Origin of the sequence: Allorhizobium sp. NPDC080224, from assembly GCF_050281005.1 — a bacterium.
GTDB lineage: Bacteria > Pseudomonadota > Alphaproteobacteria > Rhizobiales > Rhizobiaceae > Allorhizobium.
This window is the reverse complement of sequence record NZ_JBNNWJ010000001.1, coordinates 3,489,560-3,513,832: the sequence shown is the minus strand read 5'-3', so window position 1 is coordinate 3,513,832 and position 24,273 is coordinate 3,489,560. Positions and strand designations below refer to the sequence as shown.

The 24,273-nt window shown below is 61.3% G+C and carries 26 protein-coding genes; 15 read left to right on the top strand and 11 right to left on the bottom strand.

Going from position 1 to position 24,273, the window contains the following annotated elements; all coding sequences use genetic code 11:
• Window positions 1-97 precede the first annotated feature (97 nt).
• Genes ACQKP1_RS17310 through ACQKP1_RS17295 form a run of 4 tightly spaced genes read left to right on the top strand, consistent with a single transcriptional unit; the run spans window position 98 to window position 3,419 of the window.
• Window positions 98-1,003 (top strand): ABC transporter permease, encoded by a 906-nt coding sequence (locus ACQKP1_RS17310; protein WP_427276199.1) that lies wholly within the window; start codon window positions 98-100, stop codon window positions 1,001-1,003.
• A gap of 1 nt (window position 1,004) precedes the next feature.
• Window positions 1,005-1,823: an ABC transporter permease gene (locus tag ACQKP1_RS17305; RefSeq protein WP_427276198.1), complete on the top strand. Its 819-nt coding sequence runs from the start codon at window positions 1,005-1,007 to the stop codon at window positions 1,821-1,823.
• A 4-nt stretch (window positions 1,824-1,827) separates the two neighbouring features.
• Entirely contained in the window at window positions 1,828-2,571 is a 744-nt protein-coding gene (locus ACQKP1_RS17300; RefSeq protein WP_427276197.1) for an aspartate/glutamate racemase family protein, read from the top strand.
• A complete protein-coding gene (locus ACQKP1_RS17295; RefSeq protein ID WP_427276196.1) occupies window positions 2,568-3,419 on the top strand; it encodes a GNAT family N-acetyltransferase in 852 nt (283 codons plus the stop codon). Before ACQKP1_RS17300 ends, ACQKP1_RS17295 begins: the two co-directional genes overlap by 4 nt.
• A gap of 6 nt (window positions 3,420-3,425) precedes the next feature.
• Here ACQKP1_RS17295 and ACQKP1_RS17290 read toward each other — a convergent pair whose 3' ends face one another.
• The 5 genes from ACQKP1_RS17290 to ACQKP1_RS17270 are packed head-to-tail and all read right to left on the bottom strand — an operon-like array spanning window position 3,426 to window position 7,839.
• Window positions 3,426-3,914 carry a GNAT family N-acetyltransferase gene (locus ACQKP1_RS17290; protein ID WP_427276477.1) on the bottom strand — a complete coding sequence of 163 codons (489 nt, stop codon included), beginning with the start codon at window positions 3,912-3,914 and terminating at the stop codon, window positions 3,426-3,428.
• A 13-nt stretch (window positions 3,915-3,927) separates the two neighbouring features.
• Entirely contained in the window at window positions 3,928-4,860 is a 933-nt protein-coding gene (locus ACQKP1_RS17285) for an ROK family protein (protein WP_427276195.1), read from the bottom strand.
• Window positions 4,857-6,041 (bottom strand): N-acetylglucosamine-6-phosphate deacetylase, encoded by a 1,185-nt coding sequence (gene nagA / locus ACQKP1_RS17280; RefSeq protein ID WP_427276194.1) that lies wholly within the window; start codon window positions 6,039-6,041, stop codon window positions 4,857-4,859. Before nagA ends, ACQKP1_RS17285 begins: the two co-directional genes overlap by 4 nt.
• A complete protein-coding gene (locus tag ACQKP1_RS17275; RefSeq protein WP_427276193.1) occupies window positions 6,038-7,060 on the bottom strand; it encodes an SIS domain-containing protein in 1,023 nt (340 codons plus the stop codon). The genes nagA and ACQKP1_RS17275 overlap by 4 nt, the downstream gene beginning before the upstream one ends.
• Window positions 7,061-7,071: 11 nt before the next feature.
• Window positions 7,072-7,839 (bottom strand): GntR family transcriptional regulator, encoded by a 768-nt coding sequence (locus ACQKP1_RS17270; RefSeq protein ID WP_203017858.1) that lies wholly within the window; start codon window positions 7,837-7,839, stop codon window positions 7,072-7,074.
• Between the two features lie 481 nt (window positions 7,840-8,320).
• On the opposite strand from ACQKP1_RS17270, the gene ACQKP1_RS17265 reads away from it, so the two are divergent.
• From ACQKP1_RS17265 to ACQKP1_RS17240, 6 genes are all read left to right on the top strand, one after another.
• Entirely contained in the window at window positions 8,321-9,505 is a 1,185-nt protein-coding gene (locus tag ACQKP1_RS17265) for a Gfo/Idh/MocA family protein (protein WP_427276192.1), read from the top strand.
• A gap of 12 nt (window positions 9,506-9,517) precedes the next feature.
• Complete coding sequence (locus tag ACQKP1_RS17260) at window positions 9,518-10,402, top strand: carbohydrate ABC transporter permease (protein ID WP_203017854.1); 885 nt, start codon at window positions 9,518-9,520, stop codon at window positions 10,400-10,402.
• On the top strand, window positions 10,399-11,259 hold the full coding sequence (locus ACQKP1_RS17255) for a carbohydrate ABC transporter permease (protein ID WP_427276191.1): 861 nt from the start codon (window positions 10,399-10,401) through the stop codon (window positions 11,257-11,259). Before ACQKP1_RS17260 ends, ACQKP1_RS17255 begins: the two co-directional genes overlap by 4 nt.
• A gap of 81 nt (window positions 11,260-11,340) precedes the next feature.
• Window positions 11,341-12,543, top strand: a complete 1,203-nt coding sequence (locus ACQKP1_RS17250) for an ABC transporter substrate-binding protein (protein WP_427276476.1) — start codon at window positions 11,341-11,343, stop codon at window positions 12,541-12,543.
• 100 nt (window positions 12,544-12,643) lie between these two features.
• A complete protein-coding gene (locus ACQKP1_RS17245; RefSeq protein WP_203017851.1) occupies window positions 12,644-13,774 on the top strand; it encodes an ABC transporter ATP-binding protein in 1,131 nt (376 codons plus the stop codon).
• 233 nt (window positions 13,775-14,007) lie between these two features.
• Window positions 14,008-14,145 (top strand): hypothetical protein, encoded by a 138-nt coding sequence (locus ACQKP1_RS17240; RefSeq protein ID WP_203017850.1) that lies wholly within the window; start codon window positions 14,008-14,010, stop codon window positions 14,143-14,145.
• A gap of 91 nt (window positions 14,146-14,236) precedes the next feature.
• On the opposite strand, the gene ACQKP1_RS17235 is transcribed toward ACQKP1_RS17240, so the two are convergent.
• From ACQKP1_RS17235 to ACQKP1_RS17210, 6 genes are all read right to left on the bottom strand, one after another.
• Complete coding sequence (locus ACQKP1_RS17235; RefSeq protein WP_427276190.1) at window positions 14,237-14,671, bottom strand: GFA family protein; 435 nt, start codon at window positions 14,669-14,671, stop codon at window positions 14,237-14,239.
• Between the two features lie 44 nt (window positions 14,672-14,715).
• The gene (locus ACQKP1_RS17230) at window positions 14,716-15,105 is read right to left on the bottom strand and encodes a type II toxin-antitoxin system VapC family toxin (protein ID WP_427276189.1); all 390 of its coding nucleotides are present in this window, start codon (window positions 15,103-15,105) and stop codon (window positions 14,716-14,718) included.
• Window positions 15,102-15,350 carry a type II toxin-antitoxin system VapB family antitoxin gene (locus ACQKP1_RS17225; protein ID WP_203017848.1) on the bottom strand — a complete coding sequence of 83 codons (249 nt, stop codon included), beginning with the start codon at window positions 15,348-15,350 and terminating at the stop codon, window positions 15,102-15,104. Before ACQKP1_RS17225 ends, ACQKP1_RS17230 begins: the two co-directional genes overlap by 4 nt.
• 167 nt (window positions 15,351-15,517) lie before the next feature.
• Window positions 15,518-16,609 (bottom strand): D-TA family PLP-dependent enzyme, encoded by a 1,092-nt coding sequence (locus ACQKP1_RS17220; protein ID WP_427276188.1) that lies wholly within the window; start codon window positions 16,607-16,609, stop codon window positions 15,518-15,520.
• A complete protein-coding gene (locus ACQKP1_RS17215; protein WP_427276187.1) occupies window positions 16,606-18,087 on the bottom strand; it encodes a M81 family metallopeptidase in 1,482 nt (493 codons plus the stop codon). Before ACQKP1_RS17215 ends, ACQKP1_RS17220 begins: the two co-directional genes overlap by 4 nt.
• A gap of 38 nt (window positions 18,088-18,125) precedes the next feature.
• Window positions 18,126-18,617, bottom strand: a complete 492-nt coding sequence (locus ACQKP1_RS17210; RefSeq protein ID WP_427276186.1) for a hypothetical protein — start codon at window positions 18,615-18,617, stop codon at window positions 18,126-18,128.
• Window positions 18,618-18,729: 112 nt separating this feature from the next.
• Between ACQKP1_RS17210 and ACQKP1_RS17205 the strand changes: the two genes are divergently transcribed.
• From ACQKP1_RS17205 to ACQKP1_RS17185, 5 genes are read left to right on the top strand one after another with little or no spacing between them, the layout of a single operon-like run.
• Window positions 18,730-19,116, top strand: a complete 387-nt coding sequence (locus ACQKP1_RS17205; RefSeq protein WP_054147861.1) for a RidA family protein — start codon at window positions 18,730-18,732, stop codon at window positions 19,114-19,116.
• Between the two features lie 19 nt (window positions 19,117-19,135).
• Window positions 19,136-20,002 carry a MurR/RpiR family transcriptional regulator gene (locus ACQKP1_RS17200; RefSeq protein ID WP_427276185.1) on the top strand — a complete coding sequence of 289 codons (867 nt, stop codon included), beginning with the start codon at window positions 19,136-19,138 and terminating at the stop codon, window positions 20,000-20,002.
• Window positions 20,003-20,034: 32 nt separating this feature from the next.
• Complete coding sequence (locus ACQKP1_RS17195; protein WP_427276184.1) at window positions 20,035-20,811, top strand: SDR family oxidoreductase; 777 nt, start codon at window positions 20,035-20,037, stop codon at window positions 20,809-20,811.
• A gap of 25 nt (window positions 20,812-20,836) precedes the next feature.
• On the top strand, window positions 20,837-22,768 hold the full coding sequence (locus ACQKP1_RS17190) for a beta-N-acetylhexosaminidase (protein WP_427276183.1): 1,932 nt from the start codon (window positions 20,837-20,839) through the stop codon (window positions 22,766-22,768).
• Window positions 22,769-22,781: 13 nt separating this feature from the next.
• Window positions 22,782-24,221, top strand: coding sequence for a M81 family metallopeptidase (locus ACQKP1_RS17185; protein ID WP_427276182.1), 1,440 nt, complete (start codon window positions 22,782-22,784; stop codon window positions 24,219-24,221).
• The last annotated feature ends 52 nt before the right edge of the window (window positions 24,222-24,273 follow it).

The window sequence follows — 24,273 nt, the reverse complement described above, 5'->3', positions numbered from 1 at the left end:
GTGCCTTCTCCCCGCATGCGGGGAGAAGATGGCGGCAGCCGGACGAGGGGCGACTCTCTCTGTCTGATTTTTTTGCAGCGACAGGAGACCAAAGATCATGGTGGAAGTCCGATTTCTGGGGGGCGGCGAGCCGAAGCCGAAGCGCGTGATCCGTGTGCCGCTCGGGCTTGTCTCCTATCTGCAGGCGACGCCGCTGATACTGATCCTCGGTTGCTTCCTGCTGCTGCCGATCCTGATGATCGGGACTGTTTCCTTCTGGGACTATGACTTCGCCCAGATGTATCCCGACTTCGTCACCTTCAACTACACCGAGACGCTCGGGTCCTGGGTCACCTGGAAAATCTATTTCAACACGTTGAAATTCGCCTTCATCGTCTGGGCGATCACGCTTTTTGTCGGCTTTTGGGTCGCCTATTTCTTGGCTTTTCATGTGCGAACATCCACCATGCAGGGCGTGCTGTTCCTCGTCTGCACCGTGCCCTTTCTGACATCCAACATCATTCGGATGATTTCGTGGATCCCGGTGCTCGGGCGAAACGGGTTGATCAATACGGCGCTGGTGAATGCCGGCATCGTGCCGCAGCCAATCGAGTGGCTGCTCTATTCCGATTTCGCCGTCGTGCTTGCCATGGTGCACCTTTACACGCTGTTCATGGTCACCCCGATCTTCAACACGATGATGCGCATCGACCGGTCGCTGCTCGAAGCGGCGCGTGATGCCGGCGCCAGTGGCTGGCAGATCCTGACCAATGTCATCATCCCCTTGTCGAAGCCCGGCATGGCGATCGGCACGATCTTCGTGGTGACCCTCGTCATGGCCGATTTCTCCACCGTGCAGGTCATGTCCGGCGGACAGAGCGCGTCCGTCGCGCTGATGATGAAGAACCAGATGTCGCTGCTGCAATATCCGGCAGCCGCCGCCAACGCCGTCGTGCTCTTGGCACTGGTGCTGCTGATGGTCGCGGCCATTCTCCGCGTCGTCGATATCCGGAAGGAGCTTTGAGATGAACACCGAGAAACGGTCGCGCGAGTTCTACGTGCTCGCCATCTTCTTCACCCTCTTTGTGCTCTTCCTCTACGGCCCCTTGTCGGCAATCGTGATCCTCTCTTTCCAGGGGCCGAATGGCGGGTTGACCTTTCCGCTGAACGGGGTCTCGCTGCGCTGGTTCGCCAACCTGTTCGAACAGCAGGCTGTCGGTGATTTCGGCGGTTCGTTCCGGCGCTCGTTTGCGCTCGGCGTGATGGTCATGGTGGTGACGGTTGTCGTGTCACTTCTGGCGGGCCTTGCCTTCCGCCGCAAGTTCCCCGGGGCGACGGCGCTCTTCTATCTCTCGGTTGCCAGCCTCGTCGTGCCCTCGATCATCATTTCGCTCGGCATCGGCGTCTTGTTCAGCCAGCTTGGTTTCCAGCCTGCCTGGTACACATCCGGCTTCGGAGCGCATCTCACCTGGACGCTGCCCTTCGGCGTGCTGATCATGTTCGCGATCTTCAATCGCTTTTCGCCCGCTTATGAAGAAGCCGCACGCGATCTGGGTGCCACCTCCTGGCAGACCTTCCGGCATGTGGTGCTGCCGATGATCGCACCGCCGCTGATCGGGGTCGGGCTCTTCGGCTTCACGCTCTCCTATGACGAATTCGCCCGCACGCTGATGACCTCGGGCACCTACAACACGCTGCCGCTCGAGATCTACGGCATGACGACCAATGTCACGACGCCGGTGCTTTATGCGCTCGGCACGGTGACGACGCTCTTCTCCTTCCTGGTGATTGCGGGAACGCTTGGGCTCATCATGGCCATGAACCGCCGCCGGGGGCGGGCGTAATCGCATGAAAATTGCCGTCATCAATCCGAATACGACCGTCAGCATGACTGCGACCATCGCCGATGCTGCGCGGCGGGTCGCCAATGCCGAGACCGAAATCGTGGCAATCACCTCGTCGATGGGGCCGGTCTCGATCGAGGGCTACTATGACGAGGTCTTCGCGGTGCCCGGCCTGCTGGTGGAAATCGCCAAGACAGAGCGGGAAGGGGCAGATGCGATCGTCATTGCCTGTTTCGACGATACCGGGCTGGATGCAGCCCGGGCGCTGGCCGGTATCCCCGTCGTCGGCATCTGCGAGGCTGCCCTTTCGGCGACCTCCTTCATTGCCCAGCGCTTTTCCGTCGTGACCACCATGGAACGCTCGCGACTGCCGGTCGAACATCTCGTGCATCGCTACGGCATGGGTAGCCGATGCAAGGTGCGGGCGGCGGATGTGCCGGTGCTTTCGCTGGAGGACCCGAACTCCAATGCCCGCGATCGTCTTCGGAGCGAAATCTCGGCGGCGCTCAAGGACGACAGGGCTGAGGCGATCGTGCTCGGCTGCGCGGGCATGGCGGATCTGACGGCAGCACTCCGGCAGGAGTTCGGCGTGCCCATCGTCGACGGCGTGGCGGCGGCCGTCAAACAGGCAGAGAGCCTTGTCGCTCAGGGCCTGTCGACCGCCAAACGCGGCGCCTATGCAACGCCCGTCTCCAAGACCTATCACGGGGATCTCGCCCGTTTCTCTCCTGCTGCCATGGGAGTATGAGCTTGGCAGAGGACGCGCAAATCCGGGTCCTGACGGCTGGTGAAGTCGAGGACCTCGTCGAGTGGGCGGCGCTTGAAGGCTGGAACCCGGGGTATGGCGATGCCGCAGCCTTCCGTGCAGCCGATCCCAAAGGCTACCTCGGCTGTTTTGTCGAGGGGCGTTTGGCTGCCGGGATCTCGGCCGTGCGCTACGGCGACGGATTCGGCTTCATCGGGCTTTATATCTGCCATCCGGATTTTCGGGGTAGAGGGCTCGGGCGGCGCGTCTGGGATGCGGGCATGGCGCATCTCGGGGATCGCGTCATCGGCCTCGACGGGGTTGTCGAGCAGCAGGCGAATTATGGCCGCATGGGTTTTGCGCCCGCCTATGACACCGTGCGCTGGAGCATCGAGCGCATGCCGGCTTTGCCTGCTAGCTTCGCACGGTGTGAGGCGGTCACGGAAGATGACACCCCCGATATCCTAGCGCTTGATCGGGCTTTCTCTCCCGCGCCGAGAACAGACTTCCTTCCAGGCTGGCTCAAGCCGCCGCGCCGTGCCTTCCTCTGCCGCCGGCAGGGAGTGTTGGCCGGCTATGCCGTGATGCGACCCTGCCTCAGCGGCTACAAGATCGGGCCGCTGTTTGCCATGGATGGGCGAACGGCGGAGGATCTGCTGAAGGTCTGTCTCGCAAACCTCACGGGCGAGGAAGTGCATCTGGATGTGCCTGACTATCAGGACGGTTTTCGCTACCTGCTCGGCCGCCTCGGCTTCAAGCCGGGGTTCAAAACAGCGCGCATGTATCGCGGCGAACCGCCATCCGTGCAGAAGACAGGCGTGTATGCGATTACGACGCTGGAACTCGGCTGAGGCGCGTCAGTCCGCCATGCCTGACGGTGCGGCAAGCGGCAGCATATCTCTGTAGATACCGGGCGACGAGCCGGGGATGGCGATGGCGCCGACGCTCTTTTCATAAAAGCCCATGGGCCCCGCGCCGCCAATGATCGCATAGCCATAACCCTGGTCGCGCATGTCGAGCAGTGTGCGGATCAAGAGGGCATGGCCGATGCCGCGACCGCGGGCTACCTCGTCGACGCCGGTCGGGCCGAAGAAGCCCTTCATTGTTGCTTCATGACAGGCAAAACCAAGCAGCGTCTCGCCCTCATGGGCAATCCAGCAGGTGACCGGCTGGCGCATGATTGCCGCCGTCGCTTCGGACGCCCAGCCGGCGCCGAAGCGGGGCTCGATCCAGGCGCAGATCCCCTGCAATTCTGGCACAAGCGCGCGCCGGATGGTCACGCCCTGGGTCGCCATGCGCTGCTCAAGGGCTGGGTCAGCCTCAAGTTCGTAGAGTTTTACGAGCATGTCGGCGGCCACGTCAGTCTCCCTTGGGGCTTTTGGCGAAGTCGAGGCCAAGGATGGCAGCGCCGATGAGACCCGGCTCAACTCGGCAGGCGGCGGGAACGACGATCGGATTGTCGAACTTGCGCAGGATGCGTGCTCTCAAGGCCTTATCGATCCGGGTCAGCAGTTCCGGAACATTGGAGAGGCCGCCGCCGACGGGCAGGATGGTGGTTCCGGTGACATTGACCACCATCGACAGCGCATCGGTGAGGATATCGACATAGACGTCGATGGTGCGTTCGGCCTTGGCGTCGCCCTTCTGCCAGTTTGCGATGATCTCTTCGCTGGTCAGCTGTTCGGCGTGAATATGCTTGTGCAGCTTTTCCAGCCCTCGCGCGCTGCAGATCGCGTCGATACAGCCGATCTGACCGCAGCCGCACTGGAAGCGTGGCACATGCATCGGAGGCGTGCCGGCTTCGGTTGGCTGGATCGGCCCATGGCCCCATTCGCCGGCAAAACCACTCTCGTTGATCAGTTTCCCATCGATGACGAGGCCGCCGCCGACGCCGGTGCCGAGGATGACGCCGAACACGACCCGATGGCCGCGTGCCGCGCCAATGCCGGCTTCGGCCAGCACGAAACAATCGGCATCATTGGCGACAATGACCGGCAGGCCGAGGGCGGCTTCGAGATCGGCCTGCAGAGGCCGGCCATGGATGCAGGGGATATTGGCAACAACGGCGTTCGCCGTATCCGGATCGATGACGCCGGCGATCGAGATCGCAATGCAGGCGGGTCGCCCACCGGCGCTTGCTTCGGCTTCCGCGATCACGGAGGCGAGTGTGGCGACGAAGGCGTCGAAATCGTGGATGGGCGTCGGCTGCCGCGGGAAGGGACGGATGTCTTCCGGGCTCGTTGCCAGCGCACCCTTGATGGCGGTGCCGCCGATGTCGAAGCAGACGATCATGCGAAGGCCCTGCTCGGCGCCGTGTCGGCTGCATGGACGCAGGCGCCTGAAATCCAGGTCGAGTGGATGTCGAGATCAGGGCTCAGCACGATGAAGTCGGCATCCTGGCCTGGGGCCAAGCTTCCCTTGGTCTTGGCACCAATGGCCTCAGCGGGATAGAGCGATGCCATGCGCAGCGCTTCCTCCAGCGGCTGTCCCAGCTTTTCGTGCACGTAACGAACACAGGAGAGCATGTCGATGTCGGCGCCGGCCAGCGTTCCATCGGCAAGAGTCAGGCGCCCGTCGCGGCGGTAGACGGTCCGGCCGTTCAGGTCGAAGCTTGTCTCATCAGAGCCAATGGTCGACATGGCATCGGTCACGAGGAAGATGTGGGCGGGGCCTGTCTTGGCAGCGAGCGCGATCTTCATGGTGACCGGATCGACATGGAAGCCGTCAGCGATCAGGCCGCAATGCAGGACCGGCGAGGTGAGGGCAGCACCCACGAGGCCGGGCTCGCGATTGCCGAGTGGGCTCATGGCATTGAAGAGATGGGTGACGAGCGTGGCGCCCGCCGCGACATAGGCCTCGACGCTGGCGCAGCTCGTGTCGGTATGACCGAGGCTGACGCGGTATCCCGCCTCCACCAGGCGCTTCACCTGATCCGGTGTGACGCTCTCCGGCGCGACGGTGATCATCGGGATACCGAAACGCCTCGCCTGTTCGACGAGATAGTCGAGATCGACTTGCGCCATCGGGCGGATCAGGGCCGGATCATGGGTGCCCTTGCGGGCGATCGAGAGGTGTGGTCCCTCAAGATGCAGGCCGAGATAACCCAGCTCGCCCACCTTGGCTGCTGCCTCGCCGGCAGTGATCGCCTCGCGCTTGATCTCGGGCGCATCGGTGATCAGCGTGACCATGAGGGCTGTTGTGCCAAAGCGGGCATGGGCCTCGCAGATCGTGCGGATACCGGTCACAGTCGGGTCGTTGTTGAACAGCACACCGCCGCCGCCATTCACCTGCAGGTCGATGAAGCCGGGGGCAATCAGCGCATCGCCCATATCCTGCTTGGCAATGCCCGCGGGCAAGTCGGCTCTGGCGAGAACAGCCTTTACCCGGCCGTTTTCGACCAGGAGGGCTGCATCTTCGTGGAACTGGTGCCCATCGAAGATGCGGCTTGCTGTGATGGCGAAGGCTGACGTCATTGTGTCTCGGTAACTTTCTTCAGTGCGACCGGCTTGTCGGGATTGAAGCCGCGGGCACGGGAGAGGGATTCGATAAAGCCATAATAGGGAACGATCAGGGCCAGCGCATCCGTGATCGGATGTCCCGTCGCGACGAAGGGCAGTTTATGACCGGCCGTTGCCTGATCCGAGGTGATGAAGCAGGTAGCGTTGCTGGCCGCGAGCTTGGAAATGGTGCCGGCGATCGAGGCCTCGGCCTTGTCGCGGGCGGCAAAGGCGACGACGGGGAAGTCACGGCCGACGATCGAGACAGGACCATGCAGGACTTCTGCGGAGGAATAGGCTTCCGCATGCAGTTCGCAAGTCTCCTTGCACTTGAGCGCTGCTTCCGCGGCGATGGCAAGTGCCGGGCCGCGACCGAGCATGTAGAGCGACTCGGCCGACTTCAGCGGTTCGAGCAGGGCGCTCCAGTCGAGAGCGAGTGCCTTTTCAAAATGCTCGGGCAGGGCATCCACGGCGCGGGTCAGCGCCTCGTCCCGGCTCCAGCTTGCCAGGATTGCCAGGCCCGCTACGATCGAATTGACAAAGGATTTGGTGGCGGCGACCGCAATCTCCGGGCCGGCCTTGATGTCGATGGCGAAGGTCGCGGCATCGGCGAGCGGGGAGGGGAGTGTGTTGACCAGGCTTACCGTAGTCGCACCGCCATCCCTTGCGCCTCTCGCCATAGCAACGATATCTGGGCTTGCGCCGGACTGGGAGACGGCAAAGGCGGCAGCCTTGCCGAGCTTCATCGGCGTTTCGTAGATCGAGGCGAGCGAGGGGCCGAGCGAGGCGACCGGCAGGCCCATCTGCAGCTCGATCGCATATTTCAGGAAGTGCGCCGCATGATCGGATGAGCCTCGGGCAATGGTCACGACAACGCCCGGATCCTTGGCGCGCAGTGCGTTTGCCGCCTCTGATATCACGGTTCTGGAGCTTTCCAGCAATCGGGCGGCGGCTGCGGGGATCTCGTCGATCTCCTCACGCATCTTTGTGGTCATCGGGCAAACTTTCAGTCTTGAGGCTTCATGGGCGAGCCTATGCCGAGTTCGGCAACCAGGTCATAGGCGTCGCTGCGATAAAGCGCGCGCGACATTTCCATCACGCGGCCGGTTTCGAGATAGGCGATGCGCTGCACCGACAATGCCGCCGAGCCGGGAGGAACGCCAAGCAGTTTGGTTTCCTCGTCCTTGAGGAGGACAGCGGAGATCCGCTGGTTGGCACGGACGGGCCGGATGCCGGCATCGAGCAGGCAGAGATAAAGCGAGTCCTCAATCTTATCCGGATCCGGCAGCAGATCGTCCGGCAGGCTGGTCCGTTCGAGCGCGATCGGCATGTCGTTGGCGGTTCTCAAACGGTCGATGCGAGCGACGCGCGCGCCACCAACGAGACCGAGCATCATGGTTTCCTCGGCCGTCGGATAAAACAGCCCGCGGCTCAGCCAGCGGGAGCCTGCGACCATTCCGCGTCGGCGCATGTCTTCGGTAAAGGAGGTCAGCTGGCTGAGAGGCTGCTGCATGCGCGGGACGGGTTTTACGACGAATGTGCCGGAGCCGCGTCGGCGGACGAGCAGGCCCTCCTCCACGAGTTCGTCGATGGCTTTGCGGACGGTGACGCGGCTGATATCGGCGGCTTCCGCTATGTCGCGTTCCGCCGGCAGCGCGTCGCCATGCTTGAGGCGACCGGAGGCTACGGCATCCTCAATCATCTTGCGGAGCTTGACGTAAAGCGGACCGCCGCGAACCGATTGAAGCTGTTCCAGGGGAAGGGGCGTGCTCATGCGGTTCCTCTGGCCTTGTGGTCGATCTTCCGCAAGCGGAGGGATGATGTGCAACCCGTCATCAATATCGGCATGTTTCTGTCCCCCACTGGCCTTACAAAAACAATACCAACCCGAAACCTATTTCGCAAATGGTTTTGAAAAGAGCATGTTCAATGATGGGGAAGCGCAGAAATTTCATCGCCAAAACAGCCGTTTGCAAGATTTATCCTCAGATTCTGAGGGTTCTGGCTTTACGATTGGACTAGTTTTGGTATCTTAAATTAACGATTGGAGAGGGGCCAATCAAAAAGCCTTTCCTTTTGCCGCGAAGCTGGAATGTGCGGTGCTGAAGGACGGTGATTTTTCGCTCCTCATCCAATATCGACGACTGATGTGAAAACTATTTTCATCTGGCGTGGGAATTTCGCTTCCTGTGTTGACGATGTTGGATTTTTGACGCAGTCTGCGAAAAATAATTACGAAACCAGGGGAATGCATCATGAAGGTCGCCATTATCGGACTCGGATTCCGTCTTGGATATCTGGGTCGGGTGTTCAAGGAGATCGACCCGACTTTCGAGATCGTTGGTTATGTCGATCCGGCGCCAGCCGGCATGGCGACGCTCGACGAGCATGGTATCTCTCCCGGCAAGGCCTATGAGACGCCCGAGGCTCTGATCGCCGGCGAGGCTTTCGATCTTCTGATGATCGGGTCGCCGAACCACCTGCATCTCGATCATATACGTCTCGGCCTTGAGGCTGGTCTGACCGTTTTCACCGAAAAGCCGATCGTCACCAGCATCGAGGAAAGCTATGCGCTTGCCTCTCTGCTCAACACATACGGCCATGATCGCCTGCTGGTCGGTCTGGTGCTGCGTTATTCCCCGCTCTATCGTGATTTGCGCAAGGCGCAGGAAGAGGGACGGCTCGGTAATGTCGTCTCGATCGAGGCGTCGGAGCATATCCAGCCCTATCACGGCGCTTTCTTCATGCGCGACTGGCGTCGTTATGGCCGTTATGCTGGCGGCTTCATGCTGGAAAAGTGCTGCCACGACCTCGACCTTTACAACGGTGTCGTCGGTGCCCGCCCGCGCTTCGTTGCAAGCTTCGGCGGCCGCAAGAGCTTCGTGCCGGAGAACGCGCCCGAGGCTTCCGGCGTCAACGATCTCAACGTCTATCACCGAAAGCCGAGCGGTTGGCAGGGCTCCGACAAGGTGTTCGACAGCGATGGCGACATCATCGATTTCCAGACCGCGATCGTCGAATACGAGAACGGCGTGTCGATGACCTTCCATACCAATCTCAATGTGCCCGACGAGTTCCGCCGCTTCTGCGTGATCGGTTCCAAGGGCATGGCGGAAGGCGATTTCGTCCGCGGTTTCATGGATGTGCATGATGCGCGCACCAATGAAAAGGTGGTTGCCAATACCTACAAAGCGCCGTCCTCACTGTCGCAGCACTATGGTGCGGACGAGCAGATGGCCGAAGATGTCATCGCCTTCGTGCAGACGGGTGCAAAGCAGCCCGTATCCGCAATCGATGCACTGGAAGCCGGCATTCTGGCGCTTGCCATGGACGAGGCCCGTCTCGGGCGCAAAGTCGTGGACCTCAAGCCGGTCTGGGAGAAGTTTGATGCCTGCCTGCACGGCGCGTCGGATAGCTCATCCCGCGTTCGGTCGGCTTGAAGGAGCGGTCGGATGCAAGCTCGCCAAAGCGCCATCATCTTCGCCTGGCTGCTGATCGCGCCGGCTCTTCTCTACATCACGGCCATCGTCGCCTATCCGCTTGTCGATACCTTCATTCTCTCGTTTACTGATGCGTCTCTGCGCAGGACGACGAACTGGGTCGGCTGGACTAATTACGAGAAGATCTTCAACGACACATTTGCCACCGTCATCGTCAGGACCTTCATCTGGACCTTCTTCTCGGTGGCGATCAAGATGATCATCGGAACCTTCGGGGCGGCCATGCTGAACACGGCCGTGCCCGGCCGCACGCTCTTCCGTGTGCTCACCATGCCGCCTTGGATTGTACCGATGGCGATCGGCATCTTCATGTGGGGCTGGATGTATAACGGCCAGTTCGGCATGATCTCCGGCGTGCTCCAGCGCACTGGTGTGGTCGATGGTCCGGTCGCCTTTCTCGCCTATGGCTCCACCGCCTTCTGGGCGACCATCATCACCGATGTGTGGATCGGCGTGCCGATGGTGACGCTCTATATGCTGGCTGCCATGCAAGCGATCCCGCAGGATCTCTACGAGGCCGCATGGACCGATGGTGCCGGCCGCTTCTACCGCTTCCGCCGCATTACCCTGCCGCTGATCCTGCCGGCGATGATTACCATGTCGATGATTTCGCTGATCTCGACCTTCAACTCCTTCGACATCATCTGGATCCTGACGCGTGGTGGCCCGAGCGGCGAAACGACCACCATGATCATCGACACCTACCACACGGCGATTGGCTCCAAGAAGTATGGCGAGGGGGCGGCCCGCGCAGTTCTGATCTGCATCTTCCTGTCGATCTTCTGCGTCGCCTATTTCCGCGTGACCAGCCGTCTTTCGCAGGAGCATGCGCGATGAGCTACGACAAGACAGCCCTGATCAACCGCTATCGCTGGTACGAACTGGTCGGCATCTATGCCGGGATCGCGGTGTTCCTGACCTTCGTTCTGGCGCCCTTCGTCGAAGGTTTCCTGGTTTCGCTGAAGCCGCTCAGCCAGCTCTTCTCTTCACCCTATCGCTTCTGGCCGGAAAACGGTTCGTTCGCTGCCTACTTCACGATGTGGGACAGCGTGCCGGGCTTTGCCCGCTACATCTTCAACTCGTTCTTCATCTCGACGATTGCGACGCTTATCGTGCTTCTGCTCGTGGTGCCGGCTTCCTATGCCTTCGCTCGTTTCGAGTTCAAAGGCCGTGGCCAGTTGCTCGGAGCGTTCCTCGCGGTCAACATGTTCTCGGGTGCCGTCCTGCTCATTCCGCTCTTCCGGCTGATGCGGACGATGGGCGTGCTCAACACCTATTTCGCCATGATCGTGCCTGGTGTGGCCTTCCTCATTCCGACCGCCATCTGGCTGCTGCGCACCTACATGCTACGCATTCCGCGGGAGCTGGAAGAGGCGGCCTATGTCGATGGGGCCAGCTACTTCTACACCTTCCGCCGAGTCGTTTTGCCCCTCGCCATGCCGGGTATCGCCGTCGTTGCCATCACCACCTTCATCGGCGCCTATGCCCAGCAGTTCATCTTTGCCCTCACCTTCAATTCCAAGACCGAATACATGCCGCTGCCGATCGGGTTGTTCGCCTATTTCGGTCGCCAGGAGGTCATCTGGAACGAGCTGATGGCGGCGAGCTTCGTCGGCATCGCACCCGCCATGATCGTGATCTTCTTCCTGCAGCGCTACCTCGTCAGCGGCCTGACCGCCGGCGCGGTGAAGTAAGGGCTGCCAATCAAATTCGGGCCAACCGGACGCTTTCAACCTGTCAACAAAGGGGAACTACCGATGACAAGAAAACTGACCATGCTCGCAGGCTCGTTTGCCCTGCTCGCAGGCTCGGCGCTCACCACGCTTGCCGCGGACCAGGAAATCAGCTGGATCTATTGCGGTGATGTGATCGATCCGATCCATCAGAAGTATATCGCCGAATGGGAAGGCAAGAACGAAGGCTGGAAGGTCAAGCCAGAAGTCGTCGGCTGGGAGCAGTGCCAGGACAAGGCGACCACGCTCGCCGTCGCAGGCACGCCGGTTGCCATGGCCTATGTCGGCTCGCGCACGCTAAAGGAATTCGCCCAGAACGAGCTGATCGTTCCGGTTCCGATGACGGATGAGGAGAAGGCCTCCTACTACCCGAACATCGTCGACACCGTCACGTTTGACGACACGCAGTGGGGCGTTCCGATCGCCTTCTCGACCAAGGCACTCTACTGGAACAAGGACCTCTTCAAGCAGGCCGGCCTCGACCCGGAAACCCCGCCGAAGACCTGGGCCGAAGAAATCGAATTCGCCAAGCAGATCAAGGAAAAGACCGGCATCGCCGGTTACGGTCTGCCGGCCAAGACCTTCGACAACACCATGCACCAGTTCATGCACTGGGTTTACACGAACAACGGCAAGGTCATCGACGGCGACGACATCGTCATCGACAGCCCGGAAGTCCTCGCCGCCCTTCAGGCCTACAAGGACATCACGCCTTACTCCGTTGAAGGTGCGACTGCCTATGAGCAGAACGAAATCCGCGCCATCTTCCTCGATGGCAAGGTCGGCATGATCCAGGCCGGTTCGGGCGCTGCCTATCGCCTCAAGGACACCCAGATCAATTGGGGTGTTGCCCCGCTGCCGCGCGGTCCGTCGGCCCAGGGTGAAGGCACACTGCTGATCACCGACAGCCTCGCGATCTTCTCGGGTTCGGGCGTCGAGGAAAAGGCGATCGAGTTCGCCAAGTACATCACCTCAACCGATATCCAGCATGAATACGAGCTCCAGGGCGGCGCTGGCCTCACCCCGCTGCGACCGGGTGCTGTTGTCGACCAGTTCGTCGCCAATGAGCCCTTCTGGAAGCCGTTCATCGACGGCATCGAATATGGTGGTCCGGAGCCGCTGTTCACCGATTACAAGGGCTTCCAGAACGTCATGATCGAACTGGTCCAGTCTGTCGTTACCGGCAAGGCTGAGCCTGCTGACGCGCTGAAGAAGGCTGCTGCCGATCTCGAGCAGTACAAGTAATCTCGGGCAACCGAGGCTCCGCGGGCCGGGATCGGCCCGCGGATTTCATCAAGCGGATTTGGCCGGTCCTTTGAGGGAACGGCAATGGAGACTGAGGGTCGTGGGTCAGCTATTTCTGAAAAAGGTGCGCAAGTCGTACGGGCATTTCGAGGTCATCAAGGGTGTCGATCTCGAGGTGAAGGACGGCGAGTTCGTCGTTTTCGTCGGGCCGTCGGGCTGCGGCAAGTCCACGCTTTTGCGCATGATCGCGGGCCTCGACGACACGACGGATGGTGACATCGTGATCGACGGCGAGCGCGTCAATGACAGGCCGCCGGTCGAGCGCGGCATTGCCATGGTCTTCCAGTCCTACGCACTCTACCCGCATATGTCGGTCTTCGAGAACATCGCCTTTCCACTGCGCGTCGAGAAGCTCCCGGAGGAGCAGATCCGCGAGAAGGTCGGCGCTGTTGCCAAGATCCTGCAGCTCGATCAGCGCCTGCAGCAGCGTCCCGGCCAGCTTTCCGGCGGCCAGCGCCAGCGTGTCGCGATCGGCCGTGCGATCGTGCGCGAACCGAAGATCTTCCTTTTCGACGAGCCGCTCTCCAACCTCGATGCGGCCCTGCGCTCCGACATGCGCATCGAACTCACAAAGCTGCATCGCGACCTTGCAGCGACGATGATCTACGTCACGCACGACCAGGTCGAGGCCATGACCATGGCCGACCGGATTGTCGTGCTGAACGCCGGCAACATTGCCCAGGTGGGCGCGCCGCTCGAGCTCTATCACAAGCCGCAGAACACCTTTGTCGCCGGCTTCATCGGCAATCCGAAGATGAATTTCGTGCCGGTCACCTGTGTCGGCGTCGACGCGATCGGCGTGACGATTTCCTATGAAGGCCAGACGGCGATGATCCCAGTCGATGGGCGCCCAGATCTTGTCGGCCAGACGCTGACGCTCGGCATTCGCCCCGAACACACGCGTCTCAGCGATGGCGACATCAACATCATGGTGACGCCTTCCGTCATCGAGCGCTTGGGCATCAACACGATTGCCTATGCCGCACTGCCGAATGGTGAACCCTATTGCGCCCTGCTTCCAGGGTCTGCTCCGGTGCGAGCCGAGCAGCCCATGACGACGGGTATCATGGCTGCCGACTGCCATCTTTTCGACGCCAATGGTCAGGCGCTGGAACGGCGCATCGACTGGCGCACCCTCGATCTCCCGGCCTCTGTCACAGCGGCCGAATAAGTTCCTCCCGGCCATGCCAAAGGCCAATCCCCTGGTCCGCCTCCGGGCGGACCTTTTTTCGTTTGGGGGCCAGAGCTGGTCCTCAAAGTGACGCGCGGCAGTTCCGGCAAACTGTAGAGATCTGGTCGGAGCGTGGAAAACCTTGGAGCCTCTTGCCTTTCCACTGTCCTGTCGGGGACACTTAAGCATCATCGAAATGACTCGGTGTGGAAAGGTGCAACGAAAGGCTCTGAATGAAAGAACCCCAGAATGAGTTTCGATTGAAGATTGCTGCTGCTGAAATGGTGGCCAAAGGTCCTTTTGCGATTGCTGTTGTGGCAATCGTTTTGATCTTCGGCCAGACTGATCTACTCGCAGCACTCATTCCCTGACGGACGATCCACCTCCTCGAAGCAATCCCCCGCCGTTTGCAAGAAGCGGCGGGAGCTCAACGAGCGAAGCCGCCTTGGGCTTTTCCATTCTTCAATCCGGAAAGCCATCGAATTGCGGGAGGTCGTCGAGTATCTCGTACCAGGGCGCCTTCGAGCCGACGAAGATGTGCATCGAGGGTTTCATTGAGGGTGGGTCGATGAGCGTTCCCATGGGAATATGGACCTTCACGCTGCCGTTTTCGGCGATCCAAGAATAGACGAGGGAGCCGCAGGTGTGACAGTGCATGTCATGGATGCCCTCAGGATCGCCGTGGCGAAACAGAGCGTCCGAACCTGCTGTCACGGCAAAGTCCTCGCCCGCGACACCGGCGATCGGCTTGAAGGCCGAGCCCGTGGTGCGGCGGCATTTCGAACAGTGGCAGTTCATCGCATAGAGGAAGCGATCGGCGATTTCGTAGGACACCGCACCACACATGCAGCCGCCGCGCAGCCGGCGGATACCCTGCAACTGACTGTGCTCAGCCATGCTTGTCCTTCCATGCTGGGGCCAAAAATCCGTTCATCGCAGCACTACGCTGCCGAGCGAATGTCCGTCTCCGTGAAGTCTTTGCCCTTGAATAGCAGCGGTTCATCGAGATCTTTGGCGAGGGCGTAGGCAAAGCAGTCGCCAAAGTTCAGTGCAGCTCTATGCCTGCCCTTGCCGAAATCGAGAAAGGCCTGCCGCGCCAGATTGCCTTGCTCGACCGTCACTGGCTCAACGCTGATTGCCGCGCGGCGGAAGAAAGCCTCGACCTGCCTCATTCCCTCCGAGCCGAGCTGCTTTTCGATTACCATGGAGAGCTCGACAAGGTTAGCGACGCTGATCCGCGTGACTGCAGCGTCGTGGATCAGTCGCGTGAAGCCGGCAGCTTCCGGTTCGCCGTAGAAGATTGCAACCATGGCTGATGTGTCGACAATCATTTCGGCAGGCCGTCTTGGTCATAGAGAAGCTCGGCGTGATCGGCGTAAGGCTGCTTCAGAAGCGCTGCGGCCCGGTTTGCGATCATCAAAAGCTCGTCGACGGAAGCCTTGCCATTCTGCTTTTCAAGCTGCGCGTACCGCTCGCGCAGAGCATCGGTCACAACACGGCTCATACTCTGCCCGGTGGCAAGGGCGATCGCCTGAGCAAGGCGATGTGCTTCGGGATCTTTTATGTTGAGACTCATGTCGCGACACCACGTTCTACCCAGGTAGCTAGAATTCTACCATTCTACCGGATTTCACGGCCGTTTCAAAGTTTCCTCGCGTTCACTGAGACAGCTGTCTTGAGAGAGAATGCCAATCGGTCTGTGACCTTAGCTATTTGCGGCAGGCTCTACCTAGTGGCGGCGTTTCACCAAACAAGCCCACGCGCAGCGACCTCTTCCACGCGGGTGACGAGGCCATCGCGGTGGAAGGTCATGACGTCGAAGAGGTTCGATACAACGCAGGTGTGGTTGGGGATGATCCTGACCTTTTCGCCGATCTCGGGACGTCGCCCCTTAACCTTCGACAGATCGACCGTGCCGTGCTCTTCGGAGAGGCCCGAGATCACGGCGTCAGGATACTCGACGATCATGCCGTAGTCGGCGAAGCCGAGCAGGTCCGAAGTTAGCGCCTTGGAGCCGGCGTCTAGAATGGCGCGATCCCTGGTCGGGCGTGAGACGACGGTTGCCAGGATGTGCATGGCGCAGTCGTCGAGGCTGCAATGGCCCGCGTGGGCCATGGCGCGGTCGTTGTAGACATAAGTGCCGGCGCGGTGCTCGGTCGCCGATGTCACCTTGTGGGCGGAGAAGAGGCTGGGCGTGCCGCCATTGGAGACGATGGGGCAGGGGATGCCTCGGGCCGCGAGGCCGGCGAGCGTGGCGGCGAAGAAGGCCTCGACGCCTTCCTCGGTGTCGGCCTTGGGATAGGTCAGGATGCCGCCGAAGGTGAGGCCTGGGGCGGCGGCGATTGTCTCGGCAAGCGCTACGGCCTCTTCCGGGCTCTGGACGCCACAGCGTCCGCCGCCCGTATCGCATTCAACGAGAACGGTGAGTGGGCGGGTCTGGGAGAAAGCGCAGGAGAGACCGCGCACGGTGGTTTCGCTGTCGGCGACGACCTTCAGGCCGGAGATACGGGTATTCAGGGCCGCAAGGCGCTTGTGCTTTTCCGAGCCCAGAATGTTGAAGGTGATCAGTAGATCTTCGAAACCGTGATCGGCGAAGACCTCGGCTTCGGTGATCTTCTGGCAGTTGATGCCCTTCGCGCCCGCCTTCACCTGTTCGGCAGCAATGGCCGGGACCTTGTGGGTCTTGATATGCGGACGGAAGGCGAGGCCGTGGCTGTCCATGTAGCTCTGGACGCGAGCGATGTTGGCGGTAAGCCTGTCTTCGTCGATGATCGGCAGCGGAGTCGACAGTTCGGCAATCGGCTGGCCGGGCTTGGGGCGGAGGAGTTCCATCATGCGGCCTCGCTGCCTTCGGGCGTCTCATGCGGATTGGCCATGATCGGCCAGATGTCGCGGCGCACATGGCGATAGGCGGTCTTTGCCGGATCGTTCGGATAGGGGGTTCCCGCGGCGCAATAGAGGATTTCCGAGGCGATCTGGGAGAAGGCCGCATAGAAGTGGTTGGTCGACTTGATGACCAGAAGATGCTTTTCCGTCGGATCGATGCCGAGTGCCGTGAACAGCGATGGGTCGTAGCTCTGCACACGGACCGAGCTCAGGATGATGTCGATGCCTTCGAGCCGGATATGGGCGGCATCGCCGAAGGGCGCGATGCTGTCGCCGAAACGCATTTCAGCATTCGGCACCACCTTGACCACCTTCACCAGCCCATCGATCGGATGGCCGGTGCCGGGCGCTGATTTCGCGCCGAACCGCAACGGAATCTCGGCGCCTTCGCCGGCGGCCATGCAGATCTGAACGGCAATCGGATCCCAGATCATGCCGACCGCGGCATTGGTCACGCCACGCGCCAGCATTTCTTCCAGGATCACGGTCGCATCACCCGCCGTGCCACCGCCCGGATTGTCCCACATGTCGGCGATGACGACGGGGCCTTCCGGATAGGCAAGCGCCTGATCGAGCGCTGTTTTCTCATCGATCTGGGGCATCATGAAGGTGCCGCGCTTGGAGAACAGGTCGAGACCGAGTTCGCGTGCGAGAATGGCACCCTTTTCCGGATGGCCATTGGTGACGGCGATTGTCTTGGTGCCCATTTCCGGTACGTCGCCGGCCATGAAGCCATGAATGACGGAAAGCGACAGCACCTCCGGATCGACCTTTTCGATGGCCATAAGCCTGTCAACAAAGCTACGCATGGGTTCGCGCGAGGTCGGGAAAATATCGATCATCCGGCAGTCGAAAACGGACATGACCGGCTTGACGCGGCCCTCCAGCGTGTCGACAGCGATGCGCCACAGGTCTTCGGCCCGATCGACGAAATCGGTATGCGGAAATTCCTTGAAGACAACGAAGAAATCGGCGGCTGCCACGCGCTTCGCCGTCAGGTGGCTGTGCGGATCGAGTTCGGCGCAGAGCAGGATATCAGGGCCGATGATCTCGCGGATCTTGGTCAAGAGATCACCTTCCGGGTCGAGATATCCGTCGGCGACCATGGCGCCATGCAGACCGAGCACGACAGCGTCGACGGGCATGGCTGCGCGGAGTTGATCCAGGATCTCGTCGCGCAGGCTCTCGAAGGTCTGTCGGTTGACGAGACCCGCCGGGTCCGCCCAGGTCGCAGTACCCTCGATCAGCGTCCAGCCCTTGTCGGCGCAGACCTTGCGACCGACGGTGATCGGCGCGGTACAGAGCGTCGGCGTTGCCGGGTGTTGTCCCGGAGGTGCATAGAGCGAATCCTCGAAGGCGCGCCGGTCGATGCAGATCGGGGAGAAGGTGTTCGTTTCCGTTGCAAGCGCGGCGGTGAAGATGCGCAAGGGCCGACCTCCGGGGTCTTGAGTGTGTAAGGGCGGGTTCAGCGCTTGCCCATCGGATTGGGTAGATAACCGGTGAAGCCGGAGATTTTCCACCGGCCTTCATGCAGGCGGCAATAATAGAGCGTCTGCCAGCGCATGATGTCGAGTGTGCCGTCTGCCTTCTTGATCCCGCCGTCGAACTTCTTGCGCACGAGCGCCGTCTCGGCCGAAATCTCGATGTCCTCGAGCGTCGTCGTGGTGAAGATTGCGGTGCGCTGATCCTCGCCATAGGTCTGAGCGGCGAAGTCATGCGCCTGCTTCAGCCACTCGTCGCGATAGGCGACAAGATTGGGGAAGGCGAGCGTCCACTTGTCCGGGTCTTCCTCGCGATTGCCGCTGATGCCGATGAAGCCGTCCTCGACAAAGTCATGGGCGACCATGCTCCAGTCGGCGGCGAGAAAGGCGTCGATGTCGCGGGGGACGAGCATCTCCCAGATGGCGTGGCGTGCTTCGTCCGATTCCGGGAATGGATTCTGGAATGGGTCGCGCATTTCTTCCCCGCCTTTAAATTCTTTTCATGAATGTCGATTTTGTCTGGTCAAAATCCGTTTTTTGTGGTCGCTTGTCAACGATCGAAGAAAATAATTTGCATGAGGGGTGTCCATGACGATCAAGCGTTACGGGGCCGAGAAGGCGGGTGCGGGTGGCCAGCGGTTGCCATTTGCCCGCGCGGTCGAGGCCGATGGCTGGCTTTATGTCTCCGGCCAAGTGGCCATGGAAGACGGGGAGATCATTCCCGGCGGCATTATCGAGCAGACCCACAAGACGATCGCCAATGTGATCGCCATTCTGGAAGAGGCCGGCTACGGGCTAGAGCATGTCGTACGCTGCGGCGTGTGGCTCGATGACCCCCGCGATTTCTGGACCTTCAACAAGATCTACCAGCAGTATTTCGGCGAGCATCCGCCGGCGCGGGCCTGCGTTCAGGCCTCGATGATGGTCGATTGCAAGGTCGAGATCGACTGCGTAGCCTTTAAGCCTTCGAAATAACAGAGAAGAGGGCAGGGCATTGGATATCTTCGCGCGCATTCAGGAAGAGGCAGGGCAGTTTTCGGCCTCCGAGCAACGCATCGCGGATATCCTGCTCAATTCCTTCGACTTCGCGGTCAATGCCTCGATCATCGAGCTCGCCGAGAAGGCAGAGGTCTCACCGCCCACGGTGACGCGTTTCTGCCGTCGTCTCGGCTGCCAGAGCTTTGCCGACTTCAAGGTCAACCTCGCCCGCACCGCCTATGTCGGCGTGCGTTATCTCAACCCGGAGGCGCAGAGCACGGAGCCCGCCGACGTCGCGAGTGATGTGATCACCAAGGCGCAGAACGCGATGTTCATGGTCCATCGGGCGCTCGATCCTGATGTGCTGGACAAGGTTGCGGACCGGTTGGCGCGGGCAGAGATGGTCTATGCCTTCGGCTCGGGCGGCAACTCCTCCATGATCTCAGGCGAAATCCAGAATCGCCTGTTTCGTCTGGGGTCGCGCATCACGGCCTCTGCCGATCACAACATGCAACTGATGCTGACGGCGGCGGCACGCTCGAACGACGTGCTGATCGGCTCGTCGTTTTCGGGGCGCAATGCCGAACTGGTCAAATGCTTCAAGCTCGCCCGCGAAAACGGCATCACCACGATCGCGCTCACCCAGAGCAACAGCCTGGTGGCCGAGGCATCCGAACTCGTGATCGGCATCGATCTGCCGGAGGGCGAAAACATATTCCGGCCGACCTCGACGCGATTTGCCTATCTCGCCGTCGTCGACGTGATCGCGAGCCTCGTTGCCTATCGCAATCGCAAGCAGTCGCAAGTGACGCTTCGCCATATCAAGCAACAGCTGGTCGAGCACCGCGATGGTGGGGACGACCGGCAACTTCTCGGAGATTGATCCTATGCCCGTATCGATAGCGGAGACCTGCCGTGACGCATAAGGTTGCCGTCGTAACCGGTGCTGCCGGAGATATCGGTCGGGCGATCGCAAAGCGCCTCGCCGACAGCCATGACCTCGTTGTTCTGCTGGATCTGGATTGTCAGGCGCTTGGCCAGGCGATGGTCGAGCTCAATGACGATGTCCGCTTCGCCTCGCTGGTCTGTGACGTGACGGACGAGAAGGATCTCGCCGACACCGCGGCTCGCATTTCCACGCTCGGTCTCGTGCATACACTGGTCAACAATGCCGGTGCGGCGCGGGCCGTCAGCCTCGGCGATACCGATGGCGAGATCTGGCGCAAGGACAATGCGCTTAATCTCGAGGCGCCCTTCCTCTGCTTCCGCGCCTTCGAGAATGCGCTGAAGGAAGCCAAAGGCGCGCTCGTCAACATTTCCTCGGTCAATGGCATGGCCGTCTTCGGTCACCCGGCCTATAGCGCGGCCAAGGCGGGGCTCATCCATCTGACCAAGCTGATTGCCGTCGAGTATGGCAAATACGGCATCCGCTCGAATGCGGTCGCACCCGGCACGGTTCGCACCCAGGCCTGGGAGGCGCGGGCTGCCGCCAATCCGCATGTCTTCGAAGAAGCCAAGCGCTGGTACGCCCTGCAGCGGATCGCCACGGCTGAGGACATTGCCAATGCCGTCTTCTTCCTCGCAAGCGATCAGGCCGCTGCCATCACCGGCGTCTGTCTTCCGGTCGATTGCGGGCTGACGGCCGGTCAGGCCGAGCTCGCGCGCACCTTTTCGCAATCCGACAATTATTGACATCAAGAAGCCAGGAGCATTCCCCATGGCACCAGCCGTTCAGTTCCGCCTCGAAAACGCGTGGCATCCGGTGGAGGGCGACGACTGCGGCGCCTTCGTCTTCACGCTGGTCAATCTCTCCGATGTGGCGCTTGCCGATTTCAAGCTGGCCTATACGTCGCTCACCCGCGTCAAGGATACCGAAGAGCCGATCCTCGAGAACGCCGTCTTCCTGAAGCGCAACGCCAATTTCCACCAGTTCGCGCCGCCGGCCGGCTTCGTGCTGGAGCCGGGTGAATCCTGGAGCTTTCGGGTCGGCGGTTTGTGGCGGCCGGCCAAGCATCGGACAGATGGGGCAAAATCCGCCTACATCACGTTGTCGACCGGTCAGCATGCGGCCGTTGCGGTGGCCGATCTGATGCTCGGTGGTGGTCACAGCGCACCGCCGCCGGCCTTGCTGCCCGAGGGGCAGGTCACGCAGCCTTTCGCCATGCTGCCTTGGCCTGAAACTGCCGAGCTGGTGGCTGGCGAAGGCTTCCCCGTCGCGCTTTATCCGGCAGAAGGCGCCTCGCTGGTCGAGCTGCGCGCCATTGAAAACGTGCTGCGCCTCTTCTGCCGTCTCTTCGCAGTCGGCCATGCGCCGCTGTCGCTTGCACCGGTTCATCAGGGGCGGGCGGTCTCCCTCAAGTCTAACGAGGAGCTTGGCGCCTCCGCCTATCGGCTGGACTTTGCCGCTGATGGCATCACGCTTGCCTATGGCGATGTCGCGGGCCTGCAGTACGCGCTGACCCTGCTCTCGCAGATGCTGCATGGTGCGCGCACGCAGCCGGAGACGTTCCGTTTCCCGGTTTCTGGCACCATCACCGACAAGCCGCGCTACGACTGGCGCGGTTGCCATCTCGATGTTTCTCGTCAGTTCTTCCCCGTTGCCGACGTCAAGCGGCTGATCGACATTCTTGCCTGGTTCCGGATGAACACCTTCCACTGGCATCTGTCCGACGACGAAGCCTGGCGTCTGGAAATCAAGGCCTTCCCGCAGCTCACGACCCTTGGCGTTCTGCGTGGTCCCGACGAGCCGCTTCTGCCGCAACTCGGCAATGGGGCCGAGCCTGTCGGTGGTTTCTACGCTCAGGACGAGGTCCGCGATATCCTCGCCCATGCCGCCGCCCTTCAGGTCGAGGTGGTGCCGGAGATCGATGTGCCCGGCCACAGCACGGCCATGCTGGTGGCCCTGCCGGAGCTTGTCGATGGTCAGGAAGCTCCTGATAGTTACCGCTCGGTGCAGGGTTACCCGAACAATGCGCTGAACCCGGCGATCGAATACACCTACGAGGTGCTGGGCAAGGTGTTCGACGAAATGGTCGAGCTCTTCCCGTCCAAGCTCATCCATATCGGTGGTGACGAAGTGGCGGCCAATACCTGGATGGCTTCGCCGCTGGCCCGCAAGCTGATGGAGCACGAAGGTATCGAAGGCACCTTCGGGCTGCAGAGCTATTTCATGAAGCGCATCCAGAAGATGCTGGCCGAGCGCGGCCGAAAGCTCGCCGGCTGGGACGAGGTCAGCCATGGCGGCGGCGTCGATCCCGAGGGAACGCTGCTGATGGCCTGGCAGAAGCCGGAGGTCGGACTGGAGCTCGCAAAACAGGGCTACGACGTCGTCATGACGCCGGGTCAGGCCTATTATCTCGACATGGTGCAGGACGAAGCCTTCCAGGAGCCGGGTGCCAGCTGGGCCGGCACCGTGCCGCCCAAGCATACCTACACGTATGAGGCGGTCGCCGAGTTTCCGGCAGAACTCGCGGCTCGCATGCGTGGCGTGCAGGCCTGCATCTGGTGCGAACACTTCCTCACCCGCGATTACTTCAACCACCTCGTCTTTCCGCGTCTTCCAGCCATTGCCGAGGCCGCCTGGACGCCGAAGGAGAACAAGGACTGGCTGCGCTTTGCCGCCATCGTCCGCCTGAGCCCCCGTTACTGAGGATCTGAGCCCCATGAGTTTCCGCATAGTCGTTGGCGGTATCCATACCGAATGCTCGACCTCGTCCCCCGTCTTGATGCAGCCCGAAGATTTTCGCGTGCTGCGTGGGCCGGATCTACTCGCACATGAATATTTTGACTTCCTCGAAGCGGAGGGAGTCGAACACCTTCCGCTGTTGCATGCGCGTGCGGTTCCCGGCGGTCCCTTGGCGCGCGCCACCTATGAAGGTTTCAAGGCGGAGTTCCTTGAGCGGCTGAAAGCTACACTGCCGATCGACGGGCTCTATCTCGCCATGCATGGTGCGATGAATGTCGAGGGCATCGATGATGCCGAGGGCGATTGGATTTCTGCGGCGCGTGCGGTCGTCGGGCCCGATGTACCGGTTGCTGCGAGCTACGACCTGCATGGCAATGTCACCCAGAAGATTGTCGACCAGCTGGATATCTTCGCCGGCTATCGCACGGCACCGCATATCGATGTGCGCGAGACCATGGTTCGGGCCTGGTCTATGCTGGTTCGGGCGCTCAAGACCGGTGAAAAGCCGGGTGTCGCCTGGGCGCCTGTGCCGGTTCTCCTGCCCGGCGAACGGACCTCGACTGAGGACGAGCCGGCCAAGAGCCTTTATCTCAAGCTGCCGGAGCATGACACGGTCCCGGGCATCTGGGACGCCAACCTGATGGTCGGCTATGTCTGGGCCGACGAGCCCCGCGGCACGGCCTGCGCCGTCGTCACGGCCGTGGATAAGGCTGCGGCGGAAAAGGTCGCGGCTGCCATTGCGCAGTCTTATTGGGATGCGCGTGAAGACTTCCGTTTCGGCCCCGTCACGGGCCCGCTGGCGGAGATGTTGGATATCGCTGAACGCACCGAGACACGGCCGGTCATCCTGGCGGATTCCGGCGATAATCCGACCGGGGGCGGCGTTGGCGATCGGGCGGATGTGCTGAAGGCGCTTCTGGCCCGGTCGATCGATGATGTCTTGATCGCCGGCATTACCGACCGACCCGCCGTCGAACGCTGCTTTGCGGCAGGTGCCGGTGCGCGGGTTTCGCTGAAGGTTGGCGGTTCGCTTGATCCGGCAAGCCCTTCCGTCGAGGTCGAGGCGGATGTCGTCTTCCTCGACAATCCGGGTTCGGTTGCCAACAGTCAAGCCGTCGTCAGGATCGGTGGCATCACGCTGGTGCTCGCAGCGCGGCGTCGGCCCTATCACAATATCTCGGATTTCACCCGGCTCGGGCTCGATCCGACCACGGTGCGGCTGCTCGTCGTCAAGTCTGGCTATCTCTCGCCGGAGCTCGCGCCGATCGCCAATCCTAACCTGATGGCGCTGACTGATGGCGTGATCAACCAGGATATCGAGAACCTGCCGAGCCATCGCCGCCACCAGCCCAGCTATCCCTTCGTCAAGGATTTCAGCTATAGGCCACAAGTCTTCTTCTCGACGCGATTCCCTTGAGACTTTGATGTCGGTGCCGCCCTTCCGGCGGCACGATCCCCAACCCGATTGT

Coding starts and splice junctions, on each gene's coding strand:
- ACQKP1_RS17310 (WP_427276199.1), top strand. CDS start 98: ATGGTGGAAGTCCGATTTCTGGGGGGCGGCGAGCCGAAGCCGAAGCGC.
- ACQKP1_RS17305 (WP_427276198.1), top strand. CDS start 1,005: ATGAACACCGAGAAACGGTCGCGCGAGTTCTACGTGCTCGCCATCTTC.
- ACQKP1_RS17300 (WP_427276197.1), top strand. CDS start 1,828: ATGAAAATTGCCGTCATCAATCCGAATACGACCGTCAGCATGACTGCG.
- ACQKP1_RS17295 (WP_427276196.1), top strand. CDS start 2,568: ATGAGCTTGGCAGAGGACGCGCAAATCCGGGTCCTGACGGCTGGTGAA.
- ACQKP1_RS17290 (WP_427276477.1), bottom strand. CDS start 3,914: ATGCTCGTAAAACTCTACGAACTTGAGGCTGACCCAGCCCTTGAGCAG.
- ACQKP1_RS17285 (WP_427276195.1), bottom strand. CDS start 4,860: ATGATCGTCTGCTTCGACATCGGCGGCACCGCCATCAAGGGTGCGCTG.
- nagA (WP_427276194.1), bottom strand. CDS start 6,041: ATGACGTCAGCCTTCGCCATCACAGCAAGCCGCATCTTCGATGGGCAC.
- ACQKP1_RS17275 (WP_427276193.1), bottom strand. CDS start 7,060: ATGACCACAAAGATGCGTGAGGAGATCGACGAGATCCCCGCAGCCGCC.
- ACQKP1_RS17270 (WP_203017858.1), bottom strand. CDS start 7,839: ATGAGCACGCCCCTTCCCCTGGAACAGCTTCAATCGGTTCGCGGCGGT.
- ACQKP1_RS17265 (WP_427276192.1), top strand. CDS start 8,321: ATGAAGGTCGCCATTATCGGACTCGGATTCCGTCTTGGATATCTGGGT.
- ACQKP1_RS17260 (WP_203017854.1), top strand. CDS start 9,518: ATGCAAGCTCGCCAAAGCGCCATCATCTTCGCCTGGCTGCTGATCGCG.
- ACQKP1_RS17255 (WP_427276191.1), top strand. CDS start 10,399: ATGAGCTACGACAAGACAGCCCTGATCAACCGCTATCGCTGGTACGAA.
- ACQKP1_RS17250 (WP_427276476.1), top strand. CDS start 11,341: ATGCTCGCAGGCTCGTTTGCCCTGCTCGCAGGCTCGGCGCTCACCACG.
- ACQKP1_RS17240 (WP_203017850.1), top strand. CDS start 14,008: ATGAAAGAACCCCAGAATGAGTTTCGATTGAAGATTGCTGCTGCTGAA.
- ACQKP1_RS17235 (WP_427276190.1), bottom strand. CDS start 14,671: ATGGCTGAGCACAGTCAGTTGCAGGGTATCCGCCGGCTGCGCGGCGGC.
- ACQKP1_RS17230 (WP_427276189.1), bottom strand. CDS start 15,105: ATGATTGTCGACACATCAGCCATGGTTGCAATCTTCTACGGCGAACCG.
- ACQKP1_RS17225 (WP_203017848.1), bottom strand. CDS start 15,350: ATGAGTCTCAACATAAAAGATCCCGAAGCACATCGCCTTGCTCAGGCG.
- ACQKP1_RS17220 (WP_427276188.1), bottom strand. CDS start 16,609: ATGATGGAACTCCTCCGCCCCAAGCCCGGCCAGCCGATTGCCGAACTG.
- ACQKP1_RS17210 (WP_427276186.1), bottom strand. CDS start 18,617: ATGCGCGACCCATTCCAGAATCCATTCCCGGAATCGGACGAAGCACGC.
- ACQKP1_RS17205 (WP_054147861.1), top strand. CDS start 18,730: ATGACGATCAAGCGTTACGGGGCCGAGAAGGCGGGTGCGGGTGGCCAG.
- ACQKP1_RS17190 (WP_427276183.1), top strand. CDS start 20,837: ATGGCACCAGCCGTTCAGTTCCGCCTCGAAAACGCGTGGCATCCGGTG.
- ACQKP1_RS17185 (WP_427276182.1), top strand. CDS start 22,782: ATGAGTTTCCGCATAGTCGTTGGCGGTATCCATACCGAATGCTCGACC.